The sequence below is a fragment of the Carboxylicivirga mesophila genome, from assembly GCF_018271975.1.
In the GTDB taxonomy this organism is placed as follows: domain Bacteria; phylum Bacteroidota; class Bacteroidia; order Bacteroidales; family Marinilabiliaceae; genus Carboxylicivirga; species Carboxylicivirga mesophila.
Window position 1 is genome coordinate 62,798 of sequence record NZ_JAGUCN010000016.1, and the last position, 24,707, is coordinate 87,504.

Annotated in this window: 22 protein-coding genes; 9 read left to right on the forward strand and 13 right to left on the reverse strand. The window is 42.1% G+C overall.

Translation table 11 applies throughout. The features are described from left to right. Positions 1–74: 74 nt before the first annotated feature. Positions 75–431, reverse strand: coding sequence for a winged helix-turn-helix transcriptional regulator (locus tag KEM09_RS14095; RefSeq protein ID WP_212229257.1), 357 nt, complete (start codon positions 429–431; stop codon positions 75–77). A 145-nt stretch (positions 432–576) separates the two neighbouring features. On the opposite strand from KEM09_RS14095, the gene KEM09_RS14100 reads away from it, so the two are divergent. The 5 genes from KEM09_RS14100 to KEM09_RS14120 all read left to right on the forward strand — a co-directional run bounded on the left by KEM09_RS14100 (position 577) and on the right by KEM09_RS14120 (position 5,298). Then, positions 577–1,584, forward strand: coding sequence for a DsbA family protein (locus KEM09_RS14100; RefSeq protein WP_212229259.1), 1,008 nt, complete (start codon positions 577–579; stop codon positions 1,582–1,584). A 608-nt stretch (positions 1,585–2,192) separates the two neighbouring features. Continuing rightward, positions 2,193–2,867, forward strand: a complete 675-nt coding sequence (locus KEM09_RS14105; protein WP_212229261.1) for a hypothetical protein — start codon at positions 2,193–2,195, stop codon at positions 2,865–2,867. 197 nt (positions 2,868–3,064) lie between these two features. Beyond that, the gene (locus KEM09_RS14110) at positions 3,065–3,817 is read left to right on the forward strand and encodes an energy transducer TonB (protein WP_212229263.1); all 753 of its coding nucleotides are present in this window, start codon (positions 3,065–3,067) and stop codon (positions 3,815–3,817) included. 351 nt (positions 3,818–4,168) lie between these two features. Continuing rightward, a complete protein-coding gene (locus tag KEM09_RS14115) occupies positions 4,169–4,810 on the forward strand; it encodes a hypothetical protein (protein ID WP_212229265.1) in 642 nt (213 codons plus the stop codon). Positions 4,811–5,148: 338 nt separating this feature from the next. Continuing rightward, entirely contained in the window at positions 5,149–5,298 is a 150-nt protein-coding gene (locus tag KEM09_RS14120) for a hypothetical protein (protein ID WP_212229267.1), read from the forward strand. Between the two features lie 90 nt (positions 5,299–5,388). Here the strand turns inward: KEM09_RS14120 and KEM09_RS14125 are convergent, their stop codons facing one another. From KEM09_RS14125 to KEM09_RS14140, 4 genes are all read right to left on the reverse strand, one after another. Further along, positions 5,389–7,110: a S41 family peptidase gene (locus KEM09_RS14125; RefSeq protein ID WP_212229269.1), complete on the reverse strand. Its 1,722-nt coding sequence runs from the start codon at positions 7,108–7,110 to the stop codon at positions 5,389–5,391. 201 nt (positions 7,111–7,311) lie between these two features. After that, a complete protein-coding gene (pbpC, locus tag KEM09_RS14130; RefSeq protein WP_212229272.1) occupies positions 7,312–9,669 on the reverse strand; it encodes a penicillin-binding protein 1C in 2,358 nt (785 codons plus the stop codon). Positions 9,670–9,815: 146 nt separating this feature from the next. Continuing rightward, positions 9,816–12,056: a TonB-dependent receptor domain-containing protein gene (locus KEM09_RS14135; RefSeq protein WP_212229274.1), complete on the reverse strand. Its 2,241-nt coding sequence runs from the start codon at positions 12,054–12,056 to the stop codon at positions 9,816–9,818. Positions 12,057–12,146: 90 nt separating this feature from the next. Then, entirely contained in the window at positions 12,147–12,521 is a 375-nt protein-coding gene (locus KEM09_RS14140; protein WP_212229276.1) for a hypothetical protein, read from the reverse strand. A 267-nt stretch (positions 12,522–12,788) separates the two neighbouring features. On the opposite strand from KEM09_RS14140, the gene nadB reads away from it, so the two are divergent. From nadB to KEM09_RS14155, 3 genes are read left to right on the forward strand one after another with little or no spacing between them, the layout of a single operon-like run. Continuing rightward, positions 12,789–14,360 (forward strand): L-aspartate oxidase, encoded by a 1,572-nt coding sequence (gene nadB, locus KEM09_RS14145; protein ID WP_212229278.1) that lies wholly within the window; start codon positions 12,789–12,791, stop codon positions 14,358–14,360. A gap of 60 nt (positions 14,361–14,420) precedes the next feature. Then, complete coding sequence (locus KEM09_RS14150) at positions 14,421–15,683, forward strand: glycosyltransferase family 4 protein (protein WP_212229280.1); 1,263 nt, start codon at positions 14,421–14,423, stop codon at positions 15,681–15,683. 6 nt (positions 15,684–15,689) lie between these two features. Further along, a complete protein-coding gene (locus KEM09_RS14155; protein ID WP_212229282.1) occupies positions 15,690–16,442 on the forward strand; it encodes a glycosyltransferase family 2 protein in 753 nt (250 codons plus the stop codon). 27 nt (positions 16,443–16,469) lie between these two features. Here the strand turns inward: KEM09_RS14155 and KEM09_RS14160 are convergent, their stop codons facing one another. The 8 genes from KEM09_RS14160 to KEM09_RS14195 all read right to left on the reverse strand — a co-directional run bounded on the left by KEM09_RS14160 (position 16,470) and on the right by KEM09_RS14195 (position 22,832). Beyond that, positions 16,470–17,510 (reverse strand): 3-deoxy-7-phosphoheptulonate synthase, encoded by a 1,041-nt coding sequence (locus tag KEM09_RS14160; protein ID WP_212229284.1) that lies wholly within the window; start codon positions 17,508–17,510, stop codon positions 16,470–16,472. A 135-nt stretch (positions 17,511–17,645) separates the two neighbouring features. Further along, the gene (locus tag KEM09_RS14165; protein WP_342344009.1) at positions 17,646–18,707 is read right to left on the reverse strand and encodes a branched-chain amino acid aminotransferase; all 1,062 of its coding nucleotides are present in this window, start codon (positions 18,705–18,707) and stop codon (positions 17,646–17,648) included. Between the two features lie 69 nt (positions 18,708–18,776). Continuing rightward, positions 18,777–19,541, reverse strand: a complete 765-nt coding sequence (locus tag KEM09_RS14170) for a sulfite exporter TauE/SafE family protein (protein WP_212229288.1) — start codon at positions 19,539–19,541, stop codon at positions 18,777–18,779. Then, positions 19,507–20,181, reverse strand: a complete 675-nt coding sequence (locus KEM09_RS14175) for a TatD family hydrolase (RefSeq protein WP_212229289.1) — start codon at positions 20,179–20,181, stop codon at positions 19,507–19,509. The genes KEM09_RS14170 and KEM09_RS14175 overlap by 35 nt, the downstream gene beginning before the upstream one ends. 24 nt (positions 20,182–20,205) lie before the next feature. Beyond that, positions 20,206–20,868 carry a hypothetical protein gene (locus tag KEM09_RS14180; RefSeq protein WP_212229290.1) on the reverse strand — a complete coding sequence of 221 codons (663 nt, stop codon included), beginning with the start codon at positions 20,866–20,868 and terminating at the stop codon, positions 20,206–20,208. Then, positions 20,855–21,235: a GntR family transcriptional regulator gene (locus KEM09_RS14185; RefSeq protein WP_212191842.1), complete on the reverse strand. Its 381-nt coding sequence runs from the start codon at positions 21,233–21,235 to the stop codon at positions 20,855–20,857. Before KEM09_RS14185 ends, KEM09_RS14180 begins: the two co-directional genes overlap by 14 nt. Next, positions 21,232–22,008, reverse strand: a complete 777-nt coding sequence (locus KEM09_RS14190; protein WP_212229291.1) for a hypothetical protein — start codon at positions 22,006–22,008, stop codon at positions 21,232–21,234. The genes KEM09_RS14185 and KEM09_RS14190 overlap by 4 nt, the downstream gene beginning before the upstream one ends. A 14-nt stretch (positions 22,009–22,022) precedes the next feature. After that, positions 22,023–22,832: an ABC transporter ATP-binding protein gene (locus KEM09_RS14195; RefSeq protein ID WP_212229292.1), complete on the reverse strand. Its 810-nt coding sequence runs from the start codon at positions 22,830–22,832 to the stop codon at positions 22,023–22,025. 207 nt (positions 22,833–23,039) lie between these two features. Here KEM09_RS14195 and KEM09_RS14200 point away from each other — a divergent pair, with 207 nt between their 5' ends. Continuing rightward, positions 23,040–24,644: an amidase gene (locus KEM09_RS14200; RefSeq protein WP_212229293.1), complete on the forward strand. Its 1,605-nt coding sequence runs from the start codon at positions 23,040–23,042 to the stop codon at positions 24,642–24,644. The last annotated feature ends 63 nt before the right edge of the window (positions 24,645–24,707 follow it).

The following is a 24,707-nucleotide window of genomic DNA, read 5'->3' on the forward strand; positions in this document are numbered from 1 at the left end:
GCTACCGCTAATCCTCTCGCGCGGTAGTGTTTAACCACACTAAGGGATTCGGGCGGCAGCAAGGTCTTAGATGCCTAGCCCATGATTGATTTACGATAGGCAATGCCCCAGTTCGCTATTTCGTCGATAATGGGTCGCAGAGTTTTCCCATACTCGGAGATACTATACTCAACCGTTACCGGTTTTGTATTAAGCACAATACGGTTTATTAAGTGATTTATTTCCAGGTCCTGAAGTTCTTTTGATAGCATTTTTGTGCCAATACCATCTACTTCGCGCATTAAGTCCATAAATCCCATTCTGTCACCTTCAATCAGGGTGCCGATGATGTGAAATTTCCATTTGCCGGATAGCATGCTCATGGCATCTGTAATGGCTTGCATCCTGGTTTTACATATCTGGGAACTATTAATGGTGGGCCTCTTCTTCATAATTAAAGCATTATAGGTATTACGACAAAACAACCAAATGGACAGATAGTTTCCTTTTGGAAACTACTTTCCACCAGGAAAGGCATAGTAATTATTCAGCTGGCACGCTATAGATTTGCATCAAAACAATTTAAACCAAAGCACTATGCCATCTTACCGAGCTTTAATATACCTGTGCATCAGTTTAGTCGCTGGTGCCATTAATGTAAACGGACAATCATATAACAATCAAAATATGGAAAGCAAGCAATTAAACCCGCTGTTGTGCGACCCGGCCACAGGCATCTGCGAATTACCTGATGTAGCCAATATGAATACAGATACAGAAAAAGCAGTTCCAGCGCAAAATATGGTGAAGGTGATTTATTTTACCGATCCGATTTGTTCATCGTGCTGGGGCATTGAACCACAGCTAAGAAAACTAAAGCTGGAGTATGGGGCACAAATTGAGATAGACTATCGCATGGGTGGACTATTGCCCGACTGGAGCTATAACAGTGGTGGCATCAGTAATCCCTCGGATGTGGCGCAACATTGGGACGAGGTGAGTGTGTACTATGATATGCCCATCGACGGCGACCTTTGGTTGGAAGATCCGCTGTCGTCGTCCTATCCGCCATCCATCGCCTTTAAGGCGGCCCAGCTACAGGATGCAGAAAAAGCCATCCGCTTTCTTCGCGAAATCAGAGAGCTGGTGTTTCTGAAGAAGATGAACATTACGAGGTGGGAGCACCTGGAAGCAGCCGCTACGCATGTTGGGTTGGATGCGAAACGTCTTAAAAGCGACTACGATGGCCAGGCGAAGGCTTTGTTTGAAGAGGATTTGCAGCTGGCTCGGGCCTATCGGGTGCGAGGCTTTCCGAGTATGTACTTTGAAAACGAGGTAGGAGATACGCAGATAGTGTATGGCTCAAGACCCTATTCAGATTATGAAACCGCCATTATGGCGGTGAATGATACCCTTCAGAAGCAAGCTTACGACACCTCCTGGGAAGCTCTTTTCGATCTTTACCATTCCCTTACTGCCAGAGAATTTGCAGAGCTGTCGGGTCTGGATAGGAGAGAGGCAGAAGATCTTTTGGAACAGCTGAGCGAACAGAGGCTTCTAAAGCCATTCTTTACCAAAAACGGAGCCATATGGCAACGGCCATAATGTGCTTGCACCATCTGCCTGCAAATGAGATAGTGACTATAAGGCTCGCTGTCGTCAGATAAGTGCTGATGATAAGCAGGGCGTTTGAAGCATCGACCAGCATCAATATGACAATACCAATTACTAATCTCAAAGTGTCTGGTAGCGTTCATCCATCGATAAGTATCGATATAAAAGTCGCTAGCATTTGCCTTCATGTGTCAAGTATCAATCTCAACCTATCAAGTACGATGCTAACAGTGACAAGCAGAGGTCTTTATCTTGCAAGTAGGATGCTGACGTTGGCAAGTATGGAACAAACATTGGCAAGTAGCGATATGAATACGCCATGTTGAAGTCTTTATTTACCAAGTATCGTTCTTAATAGGGTAATTATCAGTCTTACTTCCTTAGTTTTCATTATTAATAAATAATACAAGAAAAATATTATGGATGCCAATACTTTGTAAATTTATCAAAGAATTGCTGATGTTTACATAAGAAATCTATTCATTTGTCCTGTTTTTGTATAAATGGCGGATAATTGAGGTGTTACGTTTTCTGGTTTTTGCAATTAACTATTGAGTATCAATAGTGATTACTCGTAACCAACAAAATGTAACTATACTATGACTGCAAGACAGCGTAACCTGTTAGCCATGTTTTTGGCCGTAAAAAATGTATTTTCTCAGTTTGCCACTGAACTAAAGACCATTCCGGTATTTAGTAGTGCCATTGACCAATTTGAGGAGCTGCTAACGCTCATTGATAAGGCCCAGCAAATTCAGTTGGGTAATACCACCGGTACTACTCTGCTTAAACAACAGGCCGAAAAGGAAATGATTGATGCCACAGTGCAATTGGCAGCCGCCATGTATGTGTATGCACAAATTGAAAACAAGCCCGACCTGATGGAGAAGTGCAAAGTATCACCATCGATGTTGAGCACTCTATCGGCCGAAAAGCTGAAAACCACTTGTTCTATTGTACAAGCTGAGGCCTCACTATTGGGCGATGCACTGCTCGACTTTGGTAAATCGGCCGAAGATGTATCGCACCTCAAGACTGAGATAGATGAATTTGCTGCCCTTATTAGTGCGCCCCGTGCCGCCATTGTTACCCGCTCGCAAGCCCGCCAGGAGCTGGAAGAGCTGATTGACACAGCCAATAATCTGCTGCGCCACAAAGCCGATAAGCTGATGGAGCTGTTCGTAGACAGTCAGCCTAAGGCATATAACACCTACAAAGCAGCCCGCATCATTGTTGACCTGCGTGCCGGTAAACAGTTAGTGGAAGAGGAGTAGGTAAAATAGCTGATGGCAGATGCCTGATAGCAATTAGTGCTAAAATGCTACCGCACGAATCCTTTCGTGTGGTAGTTTTTAAAACACAGGGATCGCATGCTATCACATGATTAATCGTAGATATTCTAAAGCTATTTATATACTCTGGACTTAGAATCATTTAGTTATCTTTAACCTACAATCTTAACTAGTTGAATATGAAAAAACTGTTAATCTATACCTTACTATTTGCGTCAGCTACTTGCTTTGGACAGAAGAAATACAAAACTGTTAAACGTACACTGTCTTTAAACCACAAAGAGGTGTATTCCTTTGAAAAGAAGAGCAAACAAAAGGATGGATTTTATTATATCCTTAATGTAAATACTAGAGATACATTGGTATATGGCACATACGCAAATGATGCACAAACAGGTGTTTGGAAATACCAAAGAAAAAATGGTGCTCCTTATTTTGAGTATGATTTCGATAACAAGGTATTGTGTAATTTTTTTAGGAATGAAACAGAGGACTCAACCTACATTAAAAAAGGCAAAGAATTTGTTCTGGATAAAGTGGATAATCCTCAATTATATATGGGGTTTGAAAACGAAGCTATTGTACAATTGGCCACTTCAGTAAAATTGCCCTTTGATATTGTTAAATCAGGTCAGTCGGGGGTGTGTTTGTACTCAATGGTAATTGATAAAAATGGTGAGTTGGCCAATATAGAAGTTGAGCAAACCATTAGTAAAGAGTTTGATGAAATGGTTATCAAGCAGCTTAAAAACCTAGATAATAAGTGGATTGCAGCAGTTAAGGATGGTAGGACTATTGAGTCAAAAATTTTACTGGTTATCAATATTGGAAATAATTATTCTCCAGCGAATGAAAGTGATACTACACCATATCTGTGGCAATTGGTAATGAGTTATTATTCAGAAGTTAGAGTTTCACAAAATCAGATTTAAAGCTAAAGCTGCAGGGCTTATTTTATGCATAATTATTTCTAATGCCTTTTATTTTTATCATTTAATAAACGGCATACCCTTGCAAGTAATATTAATGAACACAAATGTAAACATATAACATCATGTATCTGAAGAAGTGTGATATGAACATGACAGAAGCGTTGGATAACAGTCTGATTACTTATAAAAAACGACTCAACTACTATGAAACTAAATATACTATGTAGATTTCTATTTTTACAATTTTTTTGTATAAATGCACTTTATGCTACACCGGTTATCACAGACGTGCTAATTGTTGACACAGATACATTTAATCTTTATACCTTTCCATTGGAAGATTATTTTGTTATGAAAGGAGATCATAAGCTAGGTGATGATGAATTGGTTGAAGGTTGGCCTTGGTCGCGCGGTTACATGGCTATCTGGCGCATTGAAGGGAGTGATTTATATCTGGTGGATTTAAGGCTTGCCAATGGTAAGCCATTCAAGCTCGAAGATGAATTTATGACGGATAAAGTACGTGCTGTCTGGTTTAGTGGAGAGTTACATAGCCCTCAAGGTGATTTAATACAATATCAGCATGCACCTTATGCCTCAGTGTATGAAAAGGAGGTGTATTACCAGGTTGATGAAGGTGCTATTATTGATACTGTTGAGAAGAAGAATGTTGAATATAAAGAAGGGTTATTATATCCTGGTCAGGATTTTATCAGAGATACTATTGCCTCTATGATTCAACGCCGGATGAATAAAAAAATATGGGCAGATAAAACAGATAGAGAATCATACGCCCATTTGGTAGTTTCATTTACAATAGATGGTCAGTTGGATGCATACAGTGTTTTGCATCCGAATAATGACGCCCATCCGTTGCATCAAGAAATACTTAAAGCAGCTGATGTCTGCCTGCCTCAATTACCTCATTTAATGCCTGTAGATCATCCATTTTATCATGGTTCAATTGTTGATATTTTTATAAGTTGTAATTAAAGCAATTGAAATCTGATCAAAAAATTGCAATAGGTATCCTTTATTTTCTTAGCGGTACAGACTCCCCTGGCTCTCTCGCGACTCCTTTCGCGCGGTAGTATTTAAGGTATATGAAGGGAATCGCGTTTCTATTGGTACGATCAGCCTTTAAGCATTTGTTGCTTTAGTACTGCATAGATAGAGTAGGAGTATATTTCGAAACCTAATCCTATTTGAAAATATTAAAGCACTTATCTATTTGGTAGGTGCGTTAATTTTTTTGGAAGTCTTAATTTAACCTCAAACGCAACCTTCAAACGCGTTTAGCATCTAATAGCTTGTATGGTAAACAACAAACTATGAAAACGCTAAAACTGTATGTGATACTTTGGGCCTTAGCTTCGCTTTTGTTAAGCTGCGACAGCTCTTCGGATAATTCTAATGAATGCGAACAGGATAATATTGATGACGCTATGGCTGACAATTATGAATGTATACTTTGGGTCTAAATCTAGTAATAATACTTGTTAAATATTGAGCATTAAAAAAGCGCTTACCAACCGGCAAGCGCTTTTTGCATTATCTATCTTTCCTGATTGTTAGCTTTTCTTGGTAGTGGCACGCCTGTCGCCGGCATGGCTGGCAACCGTTCCATCAAGCAGGCCGTTGTACTGATTCATATCTTTCAGTAACTTCTTCGCTTCCTCTAATTCGGCATCGTTCTGTAAACCGGCTTTAATAGCTCCTTTTTGGTAGTAGTAACGCTTGGTTATCTCCAGCACCATTAACTCCCTGATTTCGTCCTCAAACTGGCGCATATCCTTTTCTACGTCGAGCTTCAATAGCTCTTCCATGGTTGTAAAGTCCTCTTCAGCTTTTTCGTAATAGCCTTCGCGCTTGGCCGTCTTCACCAGCTCCTTAAATTTTTCTTGCGAAAGTGACTCGTATTTGAAGTCCTCTTTGGCTTTTACAAACTCAATGAAGCGATTGTATTCGTCATCGGAGATAGCAAATGCTTCAGGAGCATCTATACTTTTGTTGCGCAGTACAAATTCTGTAGCATAGTCAAATATCATTTGCTGTACGACCAGTGCAAAGGTTACATTGGCATACTTGTGCGATTCTACTTTGATATCAGGTGAGATACCACCGCCATCAAATACCGAGCGCCCATTCTTAGTTTTGTATTCGCTAATCAGCGAGTCGGCTACTAAACCAACCGCTCCATCTTCGTCGCGGTGTGTGTAGTCCAATGCCTGGATACAACGGCCCGATGGGATGTAGTATTTGGCTGTGGTTACCTTTAGCTTGGCATTGTATGACAGGTTTCGGGTGGTTTGTACCAGGCCTTTACCAAATGAACGCTGACCTAATACTACTGCGCGGTCTAGGTCTTGTAATGCGCCCGATACAATCTCGGAAGCAGAAGCAGAACCGCGACTTATTAATACGGCCAAAGGCATAACGGTATCAATCGGTTCGCGCATGGCGTTGTAGGTTTTGTCCCACTGTTTCACTTTACCGCGTGTACTCACCACTTCAGAGCCCGATGGTACAAAGAGGTTGACAATCTTTACCGCTTCGTCCAATAGGCCACCTGGATTAGCTCTCAGGTCAAGCACCACACTTTTGGCACCCTGCTTATCGCGCAGGTCCAAAAAGGCTTTTTCAACTTCACGGGCACAGTCCTGGGTAAAGTTATTTAGCTGGATGATACCCGTTTCGTCGTTCACCATGCCATAGTAAGGCACGGGGTTAATTTGTATCTTCTGACGCTCCAGCTCGATATTAATGGGCTTCTTCTCACCAGGGCGCTCCACTTTAATTTTTAAAGTAGTTTTGGCAGGGCCTTTCAGCATTTCGCTCACATCAGGCGTGTTTTTACCCACCATGCTCTTGCCATCAATTTCCAGGATTTTATCGCCTGTCTTAAGGCCTGCTTTGGCAGCTGGGAAACCTTCATAGGGTTCAGCTATCACCACATATTCACCTTTCTTCGATATTAATGAGCCAATACCTGCATACTCGCCGGTGGTCATAAAACGAAAGTCTTCCATGTCCGATTCAGGAATGTAAGTAGTATAAGGATCCAGCGACTCAAGCATGTTGTTAATCCCTTCGGTAATCAACTCTTCTGGATTGGTTTCATCCACGTAGTAGCTGTTTACTTCACGAAACAGGGTGTAAAAGATATCGAGGTTTTTAATGACTTCGAAGTTGCGTTTATCATCGTTGAAGCTATACAGCCCCAACAGCATCACCATCACCAGTGATACACCAGTGATCCATCTTACTCTGCGTGTTCTTAAAAAATTATTCATATGCAGTCGTTATTGTTTTTACCTGAATTAGTTGACCTTACCGAATGACTGAACTCTGCAAGGAACTTGTTATTAGTGAGGTTCACAAAGTTAATATTTCATACAAAAGAAGCAAGGTGTCTGCTTGCTGTGCGATGGGACTTTAACTTATTATTAACCAAATAGGGTGCCTGAGTGTTCATTTGGAGGGGATTGGCAATGCTATTGATGTTGTCCTTTTCCCATCGATTCAAAGCGCACAATACTTGAGTTACCGTCTTCATCGGTGATCAACAATGTGTGCCAGCCTTTCTCAGGTGCAATGGCCACCTGGTGATGGAACTGTGTTTCACCAATGTATTCGTTATCCAAATGCCAGAACAAACGTGATGAGGCCTTGCGATGTGTGGCTTTGCAGATGATGCGGCCCAGTTGACCATCCAGCTCAAGAGGGGCATATAACTGAGCGTTATTTCGCGGGTAGATAATATCAATGGCATGCTGTTGCTCTTGGCAGTCCGCTTTAAATGGCGGCAGTGGTTTATATAGCGGATTGCGTGACTGATAGTACCAGGCCATCACCGGCGGCAGTACAAACCAGCTCTTATGTTGCATCAGGTGAGGCGGATAACAATCAGCATTGACACGGTATTTTTCATCGGCACTTAAATGTACTAAGTGATGGTATGGACACACAGGCACTTCGTGCTCAATGTCTGGCAGGTACATTGTATCAACATCGGCACAATGCTGCGAGGCTTTAAAACCACTTTGTTTACAAACCAGGGCTGGTTGCATATCGTCATAAGGTATCTTAAACCATGATGTGGCAGGTAGCTGACGATACAATTCAAACATCACCGGGGCGGCTGCGCTACCGCCAATTATGCCAGGTCGACCTTCGCCACTGGCATTACCAACCCAGACTCCAACTGTGTATTCAGGTGTAACACCTACCGCCCATGCATCACGAAACCCAAAGCTGGTGCCGGTTTTCCAGGCAATTTTACGGCCCGACGAAAAGTTCTCCCAGCCGGTTTCTTCTTCGGGTCGTTGCACGTTGGTTAATGCTTCAAAAGTGTAGTAGATAGATGAGGCTGATAGTACCGTTGCCTGAAAGCTATAACTATCATCAGGATGCTTTTCGTTTGTTTTTAGGCGAGCCAGACGTAAATCGGATACATTGTATTGGCTTGATGCAGAGCTGAAGGTGAGCAGGCTCCTGGCCATGGACGAATATACCGATGAGAGTTCGTACAGAGTTGTTTCGGCGCCACCCAGTATCAAGGATAAACCGTAGTGTGACGGGGCTTTATTAATGGTGTTGATTCCCAGTTTCTTTAGAAGGTCATGAAATTTATCGGTGCCATATTCTTTTTGCAGGCGAACAAAGGGAACGTTTAGTGAGCGGGAGAGGGCCGTATGAGCTGGCACGGCGCCATCAAACTGCCGGCTGTAGTTTTTGGGTGAGAAGTCGCTGTAGTAGGTGGGGATATCGGCCATCAGCATGTGTGGCAAGAGCTGACCATTGTCTAATGCCCCGGCATATAAAAAGGGCTTAAGAGTGCTGCCACTGCTGCGTTTAGCTTGAATGATATCGACATCGTGCCCGCTGATGCTGGTGTTAAACGATGAATTGCCAACGTATGCCAGCACATCTCCGCTTTTATTATCGATAACAATAGCTGCCAGGTTATGTATTTCGTTGTGCCGGTATATACTGTAGAAATTCTCAACTATCTGGTTTGAAGTTTTCTGAATTTGTTGGTCAAGCGTGCTTCTGTAGCTGCTCTGACCATATCGATAACAAAGCGTATTGAGTAGATGAGGCGCCTCCTGGGGCAAAGCCAGTGGTTTATCAGGGAGTGGCTCGTCGCAGGCCAGCAGGTATTCGGTGGAGTCAATAATGTTGTTAGACAGTAGTTTATTGAGTAGCCTGTTACGCTTTTGCAGGAGCGCATCCCTGTTACGACCCGGATGAATTAGAGCCGGTGCGTTGGGTAATACGGCCAGTAAGGCCGATTCGCTCCAGGATAGGTGGTGTGCCGAACGGCCAAAGTAGCGCCAGGCGGCTGCTTCAATACCCACCACATTGCCTCCAAAGGGGGCATGAGCAGCATATAAAGAAAGTATTTCTTTTTTTGAATAACGACATTCCAGTCGTGTGGCCTGTATGGTCTCAATCAACTTATTCCACAGGGTGCGATTCCGATCAAACGCCAGACGAATCACCTGCATCGTCAGGGTACTTCCGCCACTTTTAACCTCACCGGCACGTATGTTCTGCCAGGTTGCCCGCAGGATGGAGACGGGATTAAAGCCCGGGTGGTAATGGAAATATTCATCTTCGAAAAGGATAATGGACTGTGCAAACTTCGTCGGTACCGAATCGCCCGCTTCAAAGCGCCACTGACCATCCCTGGCGATGTGTGCAGATAGTAGCTGACCGTCGTGTGAGTTGATGATTTTGGAGTATGGCTCATCAAACAATTGCTGTGGCAAACAAAAATAATAGCTAATAAGCAGGATAGGCACTAATGCCCAGAGGTGTTTTTTGCGGATGTTGAAGGCCTTTGTCATGGCATCCAAAATTATAAAACTTAGACCATTTTAACATTGGAGTAGTTGCTATTATAATGAATTAGCCACAGTACAGGAATTATTAAGAAACAGATGTTACCAAATGATGATAACATCCGTTCCTGTATTGTTTTGCAAATAATTAACTATAACCTTGCTACAAGTGTGACTATCATGCTTCTACAAGGTGCATTTATGGCATTGTTGGTGCCTTTTACTGAGCGGGTGAGGTGTTCGTAGTAGGTCTCATCCAGCAAATTATTGACAGCTACATTGACCTCAAGATACTTATTGATCTGGTAATTCAGTGAAACATCTATCAAACTGAAGGCTGGTGTTGCTGTTTCACCAAAACTTTCAGCAATGCGATCTTGCTTCAGTACGTGGCGGAAACTGATTTCCGGACGCAGTTGATTGTTGAGATAGTTACCAGACAGCTTGTAACGGATATCCATCGGAGCAATTTCAGGGAGTGCCTCTTCCGTGTCTTTGTTTTTACCATAAGTATAAGCCAGGCTCAAGCGATGCTGCAAATTCGCTGGCAGTTGCTGTAGCCATACCGCCTCAAAGCCCATCAGTTGTGCCTGGTCGATGTTGATGAACTGGCGCACGCCCGGACTGCTCGGCATTTTAGGCGATATATCATCACGAATTTCTGAGGAGATATAATCTTTAATAATGGCCATAAAACCAGTCAACTGAAGCTGAGTGCCTTTGTTTTGGTACTTCAGATTGAGATCCACCTGGTTGTTTTTTTCGGAAGACAATTCCGGGTTGCCAATCATCTCGTATGGGTCTACACCAACGGGTAAAAAGTTAATGTAGCGTTCAGTGATGCTGCCACTTCGCTCGGCATGGCCAATCCATAGCTCCCCTGTCAGGTGCGGCAGTAACTGTCGGCTCACACCAAAACTTAAAGAGGTATTGAATGCCGTGGCATCCATCTCTGTGTAATGGGATGCAAAGTTTGCATCCGGCTTATCTGCATCGGCCTGGTTGTATTCCAATCGGGCCGAGTAGGTGAGTTGCCACTGCTTATAAGTATTTTGGAACTCTGCAAAAGCCGCCAGCTTATTGATGTAAGCATCCTGCCAAACATTATCGTAGACTGTATTACCCGTGCTGGGCCCCATTAAAAAATGACGGCTGCGCTCGCCTTCGGCTTTATCTGCTCTGAAGTCCATACCCGCATACAGCTGATTGCTGCCAAAGAGCCAGTGACCTTCTGTTCGGCCGCCGTAATTGTAGGTTTTGGCTGCCGTAACCGCATCCACATTGCGTGGCTCAATCATTTTATCGTAATTATCCATCAGGTGATCCACATAGGTGGCATACAGGTTAGTGCGCCATGCTTTTAGCTTTTTGTCGAAAAGGATGCTGTGTTGTAAGCTGGTTAACCAGGTGTCATCTTCACGCAGGTCCATTGGCAATGCCGGAAAATCTACATCCTTGGCATAGTTGCGACTGACATTAACGCGAATATTTTGCGCATCGCTCAATTTGAAACTCATTAATGACCCAAAATTATTGCGGTAAAAGGATGAAAGTACTTCGTTGCCATCGCCATCTTCATAATTTCCGCCGTCGGAAAGAGAACCAAACAGTTTAATGTCGTAGGATTTACCGGATAGTCCAACCAAGGCCTCGCTTCTGTAAATGGTGCCATTGGATTCGTAACTGCCCGAAAGTCGACCTGTGACGGCTGTTTCGTCTGTGTAATTGGGGGCTTCTGTCTGAAAGTTGATAGTGCCGCCTAAAGCGCTACCGTAGCGCAGTGAGTAAGGGCCTTTCAGCACAGTTATTTGCGACAGCATATTAACCGGCATCTGGCTGCTGGGCGGGTCCATCCGGTTAGGACATGCCGCATTGGCACTCTGGGCGCCATCCAGCACAATGTTTAATTGTTCGTATTTAAAACCCCGTAACACGGGAACGAAGCCGTAATTGCCACTTTTACGGATGAGTGCTATCTCTGGTATTTGAGAGAGCACATCGGCGGCATCATGTGCCAGACGATTTTGATTATTAAAGGATATGGACAATGAATCAGCAGCCGGCCGGTGTAAAGCGATGATACTGACTGGTTGCAGTTCGAATTGCTGCTTTGATAAAACCAATTGTCCTGATTGGAATATGGATGCCATTTGCTGTGCATCCAATACTAAAACACCATACTGCAGGTGAGATAGAGTCAGGCTCGATTGATGGTCATTGTTAATGGTAATTGTACCATTGATATCACTGATGCCTTGCTGCCGGCCATATTGATAGGTAGCGTTGTTAACAGGTATATTTTGCTGCTTATCAATAAGCTGAATGGATTGGGCATAGGACTGAGAGGAGATGGTACACAGCAGTACCACCACGAATAAAATGAATTGCTTCATGTGTGAATTTACTTGTGATTAAACGAATGTAATGTTGGTGTACAAGCCAATGTTACTCGCTGATGAGGATTGGCAGGTACAAAAAGATGTTTACATCATTCGTTTTTGTGGCGGATGAAATACATCACTGATAAATGAGTTGACAAGCTGACATGGCAGCTCTTTATAGCGAATAGTTGTGTGGACTGACTTAAGTTGAGTTTTGATGTTTTCGAGCGGGAACAAGTCAATCAGTAGCTTTTCTCTTGATTGATTGGGGTTGCTTTCCTCTTGCTCATTCTGCTGCTCCATTTGTTTTTTCAAATGGCAACAACCCTGGCAGGTATTGTTTTCAACCTCTTTTTGAACACACAGGTTTTGGGCGATGTAATCCTGGTTGATTTTAAACACCAGCAGGGTAAAGCTGTCCTGCATAGTGGCAATGAGGCTAACCAGAACGAGTAATATGTCAATGCTGTACTTCAAAAAAAATGGATGTGCTTTGCTCGTATTAACAAAGTCACATCCATATATGTTTTTATGCTTGTCAGGATTTAAAAATAACACCAGGCAAGTGGATTTTGAATTCACTACAGGTGATGATGTTTCAGATTATACAATTATAATAACCGGGATTAACGAGAACGGCCAAAAAGAAACCGTTTACGAATCATTCAGAGTGGAATAGTAAAAGCAATCATTAAAAAGATTCTTTATTCTTTCTACATTTGTAGTCAGTACAAAGAATTTCTGATGAGAAGACAATATGATTTTTTGGTGATTGGTTCGGGTATTGCAGGTCTTAGCTATGCGCTAAAAGTGGCAAAACATGGTTCGGTGGCTGTTATTAGTAAAACTGAACTTAAAGAGACCAATACTGCTTATGCTCAGGGAGGTATTTCTTCTGTAACCTATGCGCCCGATTCATTTGAGAAACACATTGAGGATACCTTGATTGCCGGAGACGGCGTGTGCGACTTTGAAGCCGTTAAAAAGGTGGTGGAAGAAGCGCCGGAACAAATCAATCAGCTACTTAAATGGGGAACTAACTTCGATAAGAATGAAGAAGGACGTTTTGATTTGCATCGGGAAGGTGGACACTCCGAGTTTCGCATTCTTCATCATAAAGATAATACGGGTGCTGAAATTCAGCGAGCCTTAATCGATGAGGTAAAGAATCACCCGTCCATTGCTGTTTTCGAAAATCATTTTGCTGTCGATGTGATTACGCAGCATCACCTGGGTAAAGTAACTGAGCCCTGGATGCGTGATATTGAGTGTTATGGCGCCTATGTGCTCAATAAGGATAAAGGCAGCATTGAAACTTTTCTGGCCAAAACAACAATGATGGCAACAGGCGGTATTGGCAGTGTGTACCAAACAACCACCAACCCGCTTATTGCTACCGGCGATGGCATTGCCATGGTGTTTAGGGCCAAGGGTATTATTGAAAACATGGAGTTTGTGCAGTTTCATCCAACAGCTCTTTATAATTTGTCGGAGCGACCATCCTTTTTAATTACCGAAGCCATGCGTGGCTATGGCGGTATCCTGCGTCGACAGAATGGTGAAGAGTTTATGCAAAACTATGATGAGCGTGGTTGCCTGGCACCCCGCGACATCGTTGCCCGGGCCATCGATAATGAACTTAAAAACCGTGGCGAAGAGTTTGTTTACCTGGATGTAACCCATAAACCGGCGGAAGAAACGCGTGAACATTTTCCGAATATCTACCAAAAGTGTTTATCGCAGGGCATTGATATTACCAAAGATATGATACCTGTTGTGCCAGCAGCTCACTATCTGTGTGGCGGTATTAAGGTGGATTTGAAGGGACGCAGCTCTATCAATAACCTTTATGCTGCAGGAGAGTGCTCTTGTACCGGTTTGCATGGGGCTAATCGTTTGGCCAGTAATTCACTCATTGAAGCATTGGTTTTCTCTAATGCTGCCGCAATTGATGCTGCTAAAAACATCAAACATATAGAATTTAATCAGCGTATACCCGACTGGAACGATGAAGGAACTTCACACCCTGAGGAGATGATACTCATAACGCAGTCTAACAAAGAGGTGCAGCAAATTATGAGTAAGTACGTGGGGATTGTCCGCTCAAAAATCCGGCTAAACCGTGCTTACGATCGTCTTGAGGTGTTGTATCGCGAGACGGAGGCTCTGTACCAGTCATCCAAGGTGTCGGAGAAGATATGCCATTTACGCAATAAAATTAATGTGGGTTACCTGATTATAAAAATGGCACGTAAACGAAAGGAAAGCCGGGGCTTACATTATAATATTGATTTTCCTGATAAGCTTGAAGATTAATAGGTTTGGTTGGTTTGTCAGAATTACTACTTTTATGGGCTGAAAACCAGAACTACTAAATTGAAAATTCTTCAAATAAATAAAACAGATGCAGGCGGTGGTGCCGCAGTGGCCGCCAATCGACTCAATCGGGCGCTTCGTAATAATGGTGTTGAATCAAAGTTGTTGGTTCAGGATTTACGACGCGACGAAGAAGGTGTGTATGCTGTTGATAAGGGCTTTGCCTACAGGCAAAAAGCCTTTGCTCGATTTACCTGGGAACGCTTGACATTTCTTCCATATGAGCGCAATGCATCTGTCCGTTTTGCCTTCTCGCCAGCTAATACCGGCATTGACATTTCACAACATCCACTGGTTCAGGAGGCTGATGTTATTCATTTACATTGGGTCAATCAGGGGTTTTTGTCCATTGAGACTTTAGGGAAGTTGCTGTCATCAGGGAAGCCGGTCGTTTGGACTCAACACGATATGTGGAGTTTCACAGGAGGATGTCATTATGCCGGTACCTGCCTTGAATTTTTAGAATTCTGCTCCTATTGTCCGTTTCTGAAAAAGCCTGGTAAAAAAGATTTATCAGCACAACTCTTTGCAAAGAAACGGAAAATATACAATGAAGCCCCTTTAAGTATTGTTGCATGTAGTAAGTGGTTAAGAACTCTTTCACAGGAAAGTAAATTGTTAAGAAGAAAGAGTTTCTACAATATTCCTAATCCCATAGACACCAGCTTTTATGCACCTCGCAATAGACAGGAAGCACGAGAGCGATTACAACTGCCACAGGATAAAAAGCTATTGTTATTTGGTGCTGCCAACGTTAATGATCCCCGCAAAGGGATGCGCTATTTCATTGAGGCACTCAGCATTTTGGCCGAGAACTTTCCCCTGGTTAAGGAAGAGACTGAGCTGGTGGTATTTGGCAAAATGAATGCTGAAACAGCCAAGTTGTTTCCGTTTAAAACGCACTCGTTTAAGTTTGTTTCTAATCCTGATACCTTGGTTGATTTGTACAGCGCTTCAGACTGTTATGTGTTGCCATCGTTGCAGGATAATTTACCCAATACGGTGATGGAGTCATTGGCATGTGGTACACCAGTTGTTGGTTTTAGTATTGGTGGCGTGCCAGAAATGGTTACGCATAATCAATCGGGCTATCTGGCTGAAGTGAAGAACTCGCTCAGTCTGGCAACAGGCATTTATGAAGCGCTTTTTATTGCCGATCAGGAAATGCTTAGGAGCCATGCGCGCCAAAAAGCCCTTGACTGTTATGCCGAAAAGGTAGTGGCCGGGCAGTATATTGACTTGTACAAATCATTATTAAAGTAGAAGTTGATGAAGAAGCCTCTTATTAGCATTATTACAATAGTTTATAATGGTATTGATACGCTTCAGAAGACGATCAACAGCATTGCGTGTCAGGACTATGAGAACATCGAATATATTGTTGTTGATGGCTGCTCCAATGATGGAACTATTAATTTAATTAAAGCTAATCAAACGATTATATCAAAGTGGGTTGCTGAGCCTGATGATGGCCTGTATGATGCCATGAATAAAGGGCTGACGATGGCCACCGGAGATTATGTCTGGTTTATAAATTCGGGTGATGAGATATACGATAAGCATACGGTAAGTCAGTTAGTTGATGGGTTTGGAAGTGTATTCCCGGATGTTGTCTATGGTGATACGGTGATGATTGATGCTGAAGGAAATGAGATTGGCGAGCGTCGGCTTAAACCGCCCGTAAAACTCACTTGGGAAGATTTCCGTAATGGGATGTTGGTCAGTCATCAATCCATTTTGGTATCAACAAAAATAGCTGCTAAATACAATACAAAGTATCGGTTTTCAGCTGATTATGAGTGGTGCCTGAAAGCGCTGAAGGCTGCCAATTCAGTACATAATTCTAATCAAATCCTTTCGCGTTTTCTGGATGGTGGGTTAACCAAGCAAAACATTGTGCCAGGTTTAAAAGAACGATTCGACATTATGCGGCGATATTTTGGACTATTACCAACCGTAATAAGGCATATTCCCATCGGACTGCGTTTTTTAAAATATGTTGCCTTAAACAGGCGTTTCTAGCTGTATTTCCAATCAGGAGAGAAAAGACTAGATTGTATTCGCTAATTCCTTCAGTAGATCTTCCGTTTCGTCCCAACCAATGCACTCATCGGTGATGGAAACACCATATTGTAATTCAGAAGTATTTGATAGTTTCTGACAGCCAAAATGTAGATTGCTTTCAATCATTACGCCCATAATGGATTTATTACCGGCTTTGATTTGCCCTGCGATATCTTTTGCTACTCTGGCCTGGTTGACAGCTTTTTTACCGCTGTTTGCATGGCTGCAGTCTACCATTATTCTGGGCTCAAGTCCGGCTGCTTTCAGTTTTTGCTCGTATTCGGCAATGTGTTTGGCTGAATAATTAGGAGTTTTCCCACCTCTTAAAATGATGTGGGAGTTAGGGTTACCTTTTGTCTTTACAACCGCTACTTTACCTTCTGGATTAATGCTGACAAAGTTGTGTGGTGCTGCCACCGATTCCCGCGCGTTAATGGCGATATCTATGCTGCCATTGGTGCCATTTTTAAAGCCAACAGCTGATGATAAACCACTAGCCATGTTACGGTGACTTTGTGACTCTGTTGTGCGTGCGCCTATTGCCGTCCATGAGAATAAATCCTGGATGTATTGAGGCGTCACAATATCTAAAGCTTCGCCGGCTGCAGGCAGGCCAAGTTCTGCTACATATAAAAGCAGTTCGCGGGCCATTTTCAATCCGTCTTCCACCTGGCAACTATCGTCAAGGTGCGGATCGTTAATCAAACCTTGCCAGCCTACCGTTGTGCGGGGTTTTTCAAAATACACGCGCATCACCAGGTAAAGCTTTTCACTTAATTTGTCTGCCAGCTTTTTTAAGCGACGGGCATATTCTTTGGCTGCATCAATATCATGAATAGAGCAGGGGCCAACTACTACAAGCAGGCGATGGTCTTTGCGGTGAAGAATCCGCTTTACGGTATTTTGTCCGTCTAATATGGTTTTGGTGGTAAGGTCGGTGAGAGGATATAGTTGCTTCAGTTTATCAGGTGTGATAATCTGTTCTTCGGCAATTATATTCAGGTTTTCGATACGTAAGTCAGTCATAATAGCAATGTATTGGAAAGCAAAGGTAATACAGTTACTTAGAATTATGAAACTGAAGGGCCTGCAGATTGTTTGGTAGCGGATATAAAAAAACCGCAGTATGCACCGCGGTTCTTATAGATGTTTAAAAATAGCTTATTCAACAACTGTTACCCAGTTATGCGTATCTGGCTCATCGCCATATTGTATAGCTCGCAACTTGTTGTATAATTTTTCTGAAATAACACCCGGCTTGCCATCTTTGCTAAACACATATGAATGGCCTGTTTCAACATCATCAATTTTACCAATTGGGCTGATAACTGCAGCTGTACCACATGCACCTGCTTCTTCGAAAGTTGATAGTTCTTCCAATGGAACCTGACGACGTTCTACGGTCATGCCCATGTCTTCTGCCAACTGGCAAAGGCTCATGTTGGTAATTGACGGCAGGATGGATTCTGACTTTGGCGTCACATAAGTATTGTTTTTAATGCCAAAGAAGTTGGCTGGTCCACACTCGTCAATGTATTTCTTTTCTTTGCTATCAAGGAACAAAACGGCCGAATAACCATTCTCATGGGCCTCATGACCGGCTCGTAAACTGGCAGCGTAGTTACCACCCACTTTAATGTTTCCTGTGCCCAGTGGTGCAGCACGGTCGTACTTGCGCGAAATCATCATGTTGGTCGGTTTAAAGCCGGCCTTGAAGTATGGACCAACAGGCATTACAAATACCATGAATAAATATTCATCGGTTGGTGCTACACCAATTTTGGCTCCTGTACCAACCAATAATGGGCGAATATATAATGATGCGCCTGATTCGTATGGTGGAACAAATCGTTTGTTTAGCTCAACCGCTTTCAGTACTGCATTAACAAATATATCTTCAGGAATTGGAGCCATCATGGTACCAACGGCAGAGTTGTACATACGTTTGGCATTCTCTTCAATGCGGAACAGGCGTGTGTTGCCATCTTTCCCTTTAAAGGCTTTCAATCCTTCAAATGCTTCCTGTCCGTAGTGTAAACCAGTGGCTGCCATGTGAATGCTTACCTGATCAGAAGAGTGTACTTCCAGTTCGCCCCATTTGCCATCGCGGTAGTAGCATCTTACGTTGTAATCTGTCTTCATGTAGCTGAAAGACAAGTCGCTCCAATTGATATCGTTCATTTCGGTATGATTTAGTACTTGTGTTATTTTATATTTAAGGATGGTAAAGGTACAATATTCAACTTATAATTTAAATGATAAAAGGCATCTGTTGTAACTATTGTGATGTCACTATCTGAAAAACAAAAAGATAGCCGATAACAATGTGATAGTGTATATGAAATAGCGGTATGGTTTCTCGGGAATATATCCAACAATTTTTTTACCAACGAAGGTGCCGGTTATTAATACCGGAATCATAATCAGGTTGAGGTGAAGTGTTTGCCAGTTAATGGTTTGCCAGCTAACAATATGAAAAGGTACTTTGAATGAATTAAGCAGCAGATAGAACCAGGCGCCTGTACCAATATATGCGGCTTTGGGTAAACGCATTGATAGTAGGTACAAATTAAAAATTGGGCCGGCAGCGTTGCCAATCATGGTGGCAAAGCCACCGGACAAGCCCAGTCCGTTTGAAAAGATTTTTGATTTAGATATGTTTACTTTTCCCTTGAATTCGTTGTAAAGGAGTAGGCCAACACACACCAGGATGGCTGTGCCCATGGTTTGTTTAAATTGGGCATCGCTAATTTTCGATCCTACAAAAACAGCTATTATTATGCCGATAACAGCCGGCGGGATAAGTTTTAAAATCAGTTTGATATTTGCACTCTTGTAAAAGAAACGAAGCGCCATTAGATCGCCGGCCAGCAAGCAGGGTAAAATGATGCCTACCGATGCTTTGCCGCCATAGAAATGCGCAAATAATGGAATAACAAACATGGACAGGCCCTTAAGTCCGGCTTTTGAAGCGCCAATGAAAAATGCTGCCAGAATGGTAATGCTCCAGGTGGTCCAGTCGCTATTTAATGGATTGATGATTTCGTGTATCGACATTGAATAAGTGCTTAAAATTATCCTGAATAATTTCTTGTAATTGAATTAATTCAAGATTTAATACATGTGAAGCTTTTTCATAAATGGATTCAATGCAAAGCTGAGGATTGTCATCTGTCTCCAAAAATAGTCGATTGTGTGGAATAAATGGCAAGGATTGGGACACCTTTGAGTGCTTTTTTAATAGTGATGCGCCAACAGAAAAGTAAAAACCATGTTTCAGGGCTTGTTCCATTGTTTCTTTTGAAGCATTAAAGCCATGAAATATCCAGGCTTGCGCCGGGCAGATATCTTTTCTGATCTTAATGATTTCGGAATAGGCTTTTACGCAATGGATAATAAGGGGTAAGCGCAAGTGTTCCGATAGTTCAATTTGTGCAATAAATACCTCTTTCTGTATTGATAAATCAGGACCTCTGAGTTTATCTAATCCACATTCGCCAATAGCCAGCAGGTTTTCGTGTGGCTTAATTCTGTTCAGTAGTTCTTTCGATGATTGATTGATGTGCCACGGATGCAGGCCTGTGGAGTGTAAGAGGGTTGACTCCTGTTTGTGGTATATTGAAGAAGCATCCATATTAACCACTTCTTTAATATGGATGCTTTTAGTTGGGTGATGCGTATGTATGTTAATATACATTCTTTGTTATTGCCATACTTACCGTTAATAGATTCTGTATCTTGATGATGTGTCGCATTCGGCAGCTAATAAATTAACTTTGTGTAAGGTTACATCTGCTTTATCTTTAGCCGTAAGCTTTACGCGTTCTATTGGCTTGTTGACAATTAAAGTTGCACCGCTTATCTGTGCATCAAGTTCTTGTATTTGTTTCGAAGATACAATAGTTCTTGATTTTTCATGTGAAGTAAGTTGCACGAAATTGATGGCGCTACTTCTCTGTATCTGAAATTGACCCTGTTGAAGATTGGTTATCTGAATGCTATCTTGTTGTATATCAATATTAACCGAGCCGCCATTGTTGATGATGGTATTGATGTTGCTGACATTTATGTTATAACTCAATCTTGATTTGCTTGATGCTGATGACTTTAAAATCAGGGTGTCAGCAACAATTTCAAACGGTTTGCCAACAGCTGAGTCTTTTTCATAGGTGTATTGCAACTTGCCAATGGAATCCGTTCTCAAATTAACACTGTTTCCTGACTGAATTAAAACTACGTGAATGTTGCTTAACGCAGACTCTATGGTTTCGAGCTGCTCATTGCTGTTAAAATGGTTTGGTCTTTCAATAGTTATCATAAATGAGAGAAGAAATGCTATCACAACCGACAGAAAGCTGATTAGAATTATCTTACTTGTTTTCATCTTCGTTCTCTTTAAGTTGGTTAAACAAAGGCTCTAATTCAGTCTTAGTAATGCGCAGTAATTTAACCTGCTGTATGAAGGTAGGAAGTATTTCTTTTGTGAATTCTTCTTTGCGAAATTCTCTGATTGTATCCGGTGCATTTTCGGTTACAAAATACCCAATGCCTCTTCGGTTTTCCACAATGTTGCTATGTTGTAATTCTAAAAATGTTCTCATAATAGTGTTTTGGTTAACGCCTAGTTGCGTGGCCAGTTGTCTAACTGATTGTACTTTATCTCCGGGCGCATAGTCTCCCGACAAAATGCGCTCACATATATTGTCGGCTATCTGTTGAAAGATGCCTTTGTTGTTCTTAAACTCCATCATGCTATCTCTTTTTCTTTCACCCTATAAAAGGCATAAGCCAATGTGGTGAGTAATAATGCTATTTCAACTCCTATCAGGTAGTACACGGTTGTTTCGTTATTCTCAAATACTGCAAACCATGGCATTCTGCCATTCTTGTAAATTTCAACCCATCCTATTATGATGTAGAAATAAAAAATAATGATGCTGGCAACAGCACCTAGTATCAGCAGGGTTTTGATCAATGGCTGTTTTCGAAAAACTGTTGCACCGGTAAACAATACTGATTGGTGTATCAGTCCTGTAAGTAGGATGCTTACAATTGCAAAAAACAGGTCGTCGTGATCTATTTGGCTAAAAATGGCCCAAAGCCTAAACCCTTCAATGTTAGATTGTGGAAAATACCATAAGGCTAATTCCGTTGCCAGGTGCGAGCTGATGTAGAAAATTACGGGTAGCACAATCCATGGTGCAATAATTCTAATGATGAGGTTTAAAGTAAATTTCTCAGTAACAGAACAGGGTAAAAGCAAGAAGTCAAACGTTTTCTCCTTACTCCTAAAGGCCGGAAATGCATATGCGGCAAATGGCAGGGCAATGGCTGAATTAAGTATGATAAAAAACGGTAGCCATTCCATCCTAGCAATATAGGCATTGTTGAAAGTAAATATTAATAAAATAAGCGTGTAGCCAATAAAGATAGAAGTCAATGCCAATGCCAGAGTTTTACCTGCGAGTTGGTATTGCTGTTTTAGTAGCTTGCCAAATCTGTTAATATTAAACGTGTTATTCATGATTAAGGGTTTTCTTAGTTAAACTTAACACCATCGTTGATGGCATTAAACAATAGTTCGATGTCCACTTCTGATGTGCTGCCGTTAGCCGCTGTTACAACTTTATAGCCCATAGGATTAAGTTCGCTGTAAAGGACCTGTTCGGGCAGGTGACTCACAATTTTAAAATCGTATTTCTCAGATAGATCAATGATGGTGTTGTTAAAAATAATTCGCCCATTATCAACCAATAATATCTTGTCAATCAATGTTTCAACATCCTTTACCTGGTGTGTTGAAATAAGTACTGTTTGATCATCTTCCAATGCGCCTGCTACCATCTGTCTGAAGATAGCTTTTGATGGAATATCGAGGCCGTTCGTTGGTTCATCTAAAATAATCACCTGGCACTTAGTGGATAGAGCAAAGGCTATTCGGAATTTCTTTTTCTGTCCGTGACTCATTTTAGAGAGCACTTTGTTTTGATCTAACTCAAACTGCTTAATCAGATCATTAAACAAATTGCGGTCGAATCGCGGATAGAAACCTGCGTGCGCCTCAACGTATTTGAATATTTTTACCGTTGGCATTATAAATTCCTCGGGCACAAAGTAAATCTGCTCCAGAAATTCTGGAGATCGCTTGATGGGGATTTGACCATTGACAGATATTTCTCCTGAGTTAGGAGTGAGTAATCCGCTAATCAGTTGTAGTAAAGTGGTTTTTCCCGCGCCGTTCTTCCCTAGCAAACCAATGATTTGACCAGCTCCTTCTTCAAGTGATAGATCCTTGAAGAGTGGAGCTTGTTTTTTGTAAGCAAAACTTAGGTTATTGATTGTAATCATTTAGAGTTGTTTTACTGTTATAGTGAAATAGTACACTACAAATGTAAATGGATTTTTTTAATTTCCAAATGTTTTAAGTTGTTTTTCTTAGTTTATGAGAATTAGCCATTTAATAGCATTGTGATATTCTAGTGAAATATGTCATTCGGTTTTGCTGGCATTTGACAAATCATTATTTTTCACAATTATTAAAAAAATCTACCCACTATGAAACGTCGTGATTTTCTCTTGAGCTCTGTATTAAGCGCAGTCGGAATAAGCCTGTCTGCCTGTAGTAAACCTGGTCATACCGATCAAGCCAAGCGGGTTCATGCTGAGGATTTTCCACTATCAGATATAAGTGTTGTTGAACTACAGGAAAAGATGAAATCCGGCGAATTGACATCGGAAGGCATAGTGCAATTGTACCTGAACCGCATTGAGCAGATAGATAAAAAGGGGCCAGGTATTAATGCAGTAGTTGAGATAAACCCGGATGCTACCAACATTGCCAGAAAGTTAGATGACGAACGTAAATTAGGGAATATACGTGGTCCTTTACACGGCATACCTGTTTTAATAAAAGAAAATATTGATACAGGCGACCAGATGATAACCTCCGCCGGTTCCTTGGCTTTAAACAATCATCGGGCCAAGAAAGATGCGTATATCGTATCAAAGCTCAGGCAGGCAGGAGCTGTTATTCTAGGTAAAACAAATTTAAGCGAATGGGCCAATTTTCGCTCTACCAACTCAAGCAGCGGGTGGAGCAGCCGAGGTGGTCAAACCCGCAATCCATACGTACTGGATCGCACGCCATGTGGCTCTTCATCAGGTTCGGCGGTGGCCGTAGCAGCTAACTTGGTACCTTTGGCCGTAGGCACAGAAACGGATGGCTCCATTGTATGTCCATCAGGTATTAATGGTGTAGTGGGTATTAAGCCAACAGTTGGTTTGCTGTCACGCTCAGGCATTATTCCAATTTCTGATAGTCAGGACACAGCAGGGCCAATGGCTTGTTCCGTAAGAGATGCTGCCTTACTTTTAATGGCCATGGTGGGAGAGGATGAGGCGGATGCAGCCACCGCCAAACAGCCTGCACAGGCAGGTATCTATCTTAATTTTGATGATAATGTACTGTCGGGTGCGCGCATTGGTTATTTAAGTAAAAGCTCAGTTTTTGATAAGCGGGTTTCAGATATTATGAATGAAGTGATTAACCTCTTAAAAGAAAAAGGAGCTGATGTGATTGAAGTGGAGTTGGCTGAGGAGGTAAATGAACTGGGGCAGTATGAATGGACCTTACTGCTGTGCGAATTCAAAGGTGGCCTGGAGAAGTATCTGAACTCGCATCCTGAATGTGGTTTTAGGTCGTTGGGCGAACTGATAGAGTTCAATAGAAAGAATGCTAATGATGTGATGTCATGGTTTGATCAAGAGATATTTGAAGCGGCTAATGCAACTAAGGGTTTAGATGATCCCAAATACAAAGAAGCAAAAGAAAAGTGCCTTGAGCTTTCGCGTGATAAAGGCATTGATAAATTGATGGCAGAGCATAAGCTGGATGCTATTATGGCTCCCACCAATGGGGCGGCATGGTGTATTGATTATGTGAATGGCGATAACTTTGGTGGTGGTAGCTCGCAGTTAGCAGCTGTTTCGGGCTATCCGAGCATAACGGTGCCGGCCGGCAATATTAAAGGCTTGCCCATTGGGGTGTCCTTCTTTGGCTTGCCTTATACCGAAAGTCGTTTAATTCAGATAGCTCATTTGTATGAGAAGGTGAGCAAGAAGCGTTTACGACCTCAATTTATTAATAGCTTGATTCAATAGAAATGGGTGCGCGGTTCTCCATTGCTAAGCGTTTTAGAAGTTTTAAGTTTGCCCTCAATGGCA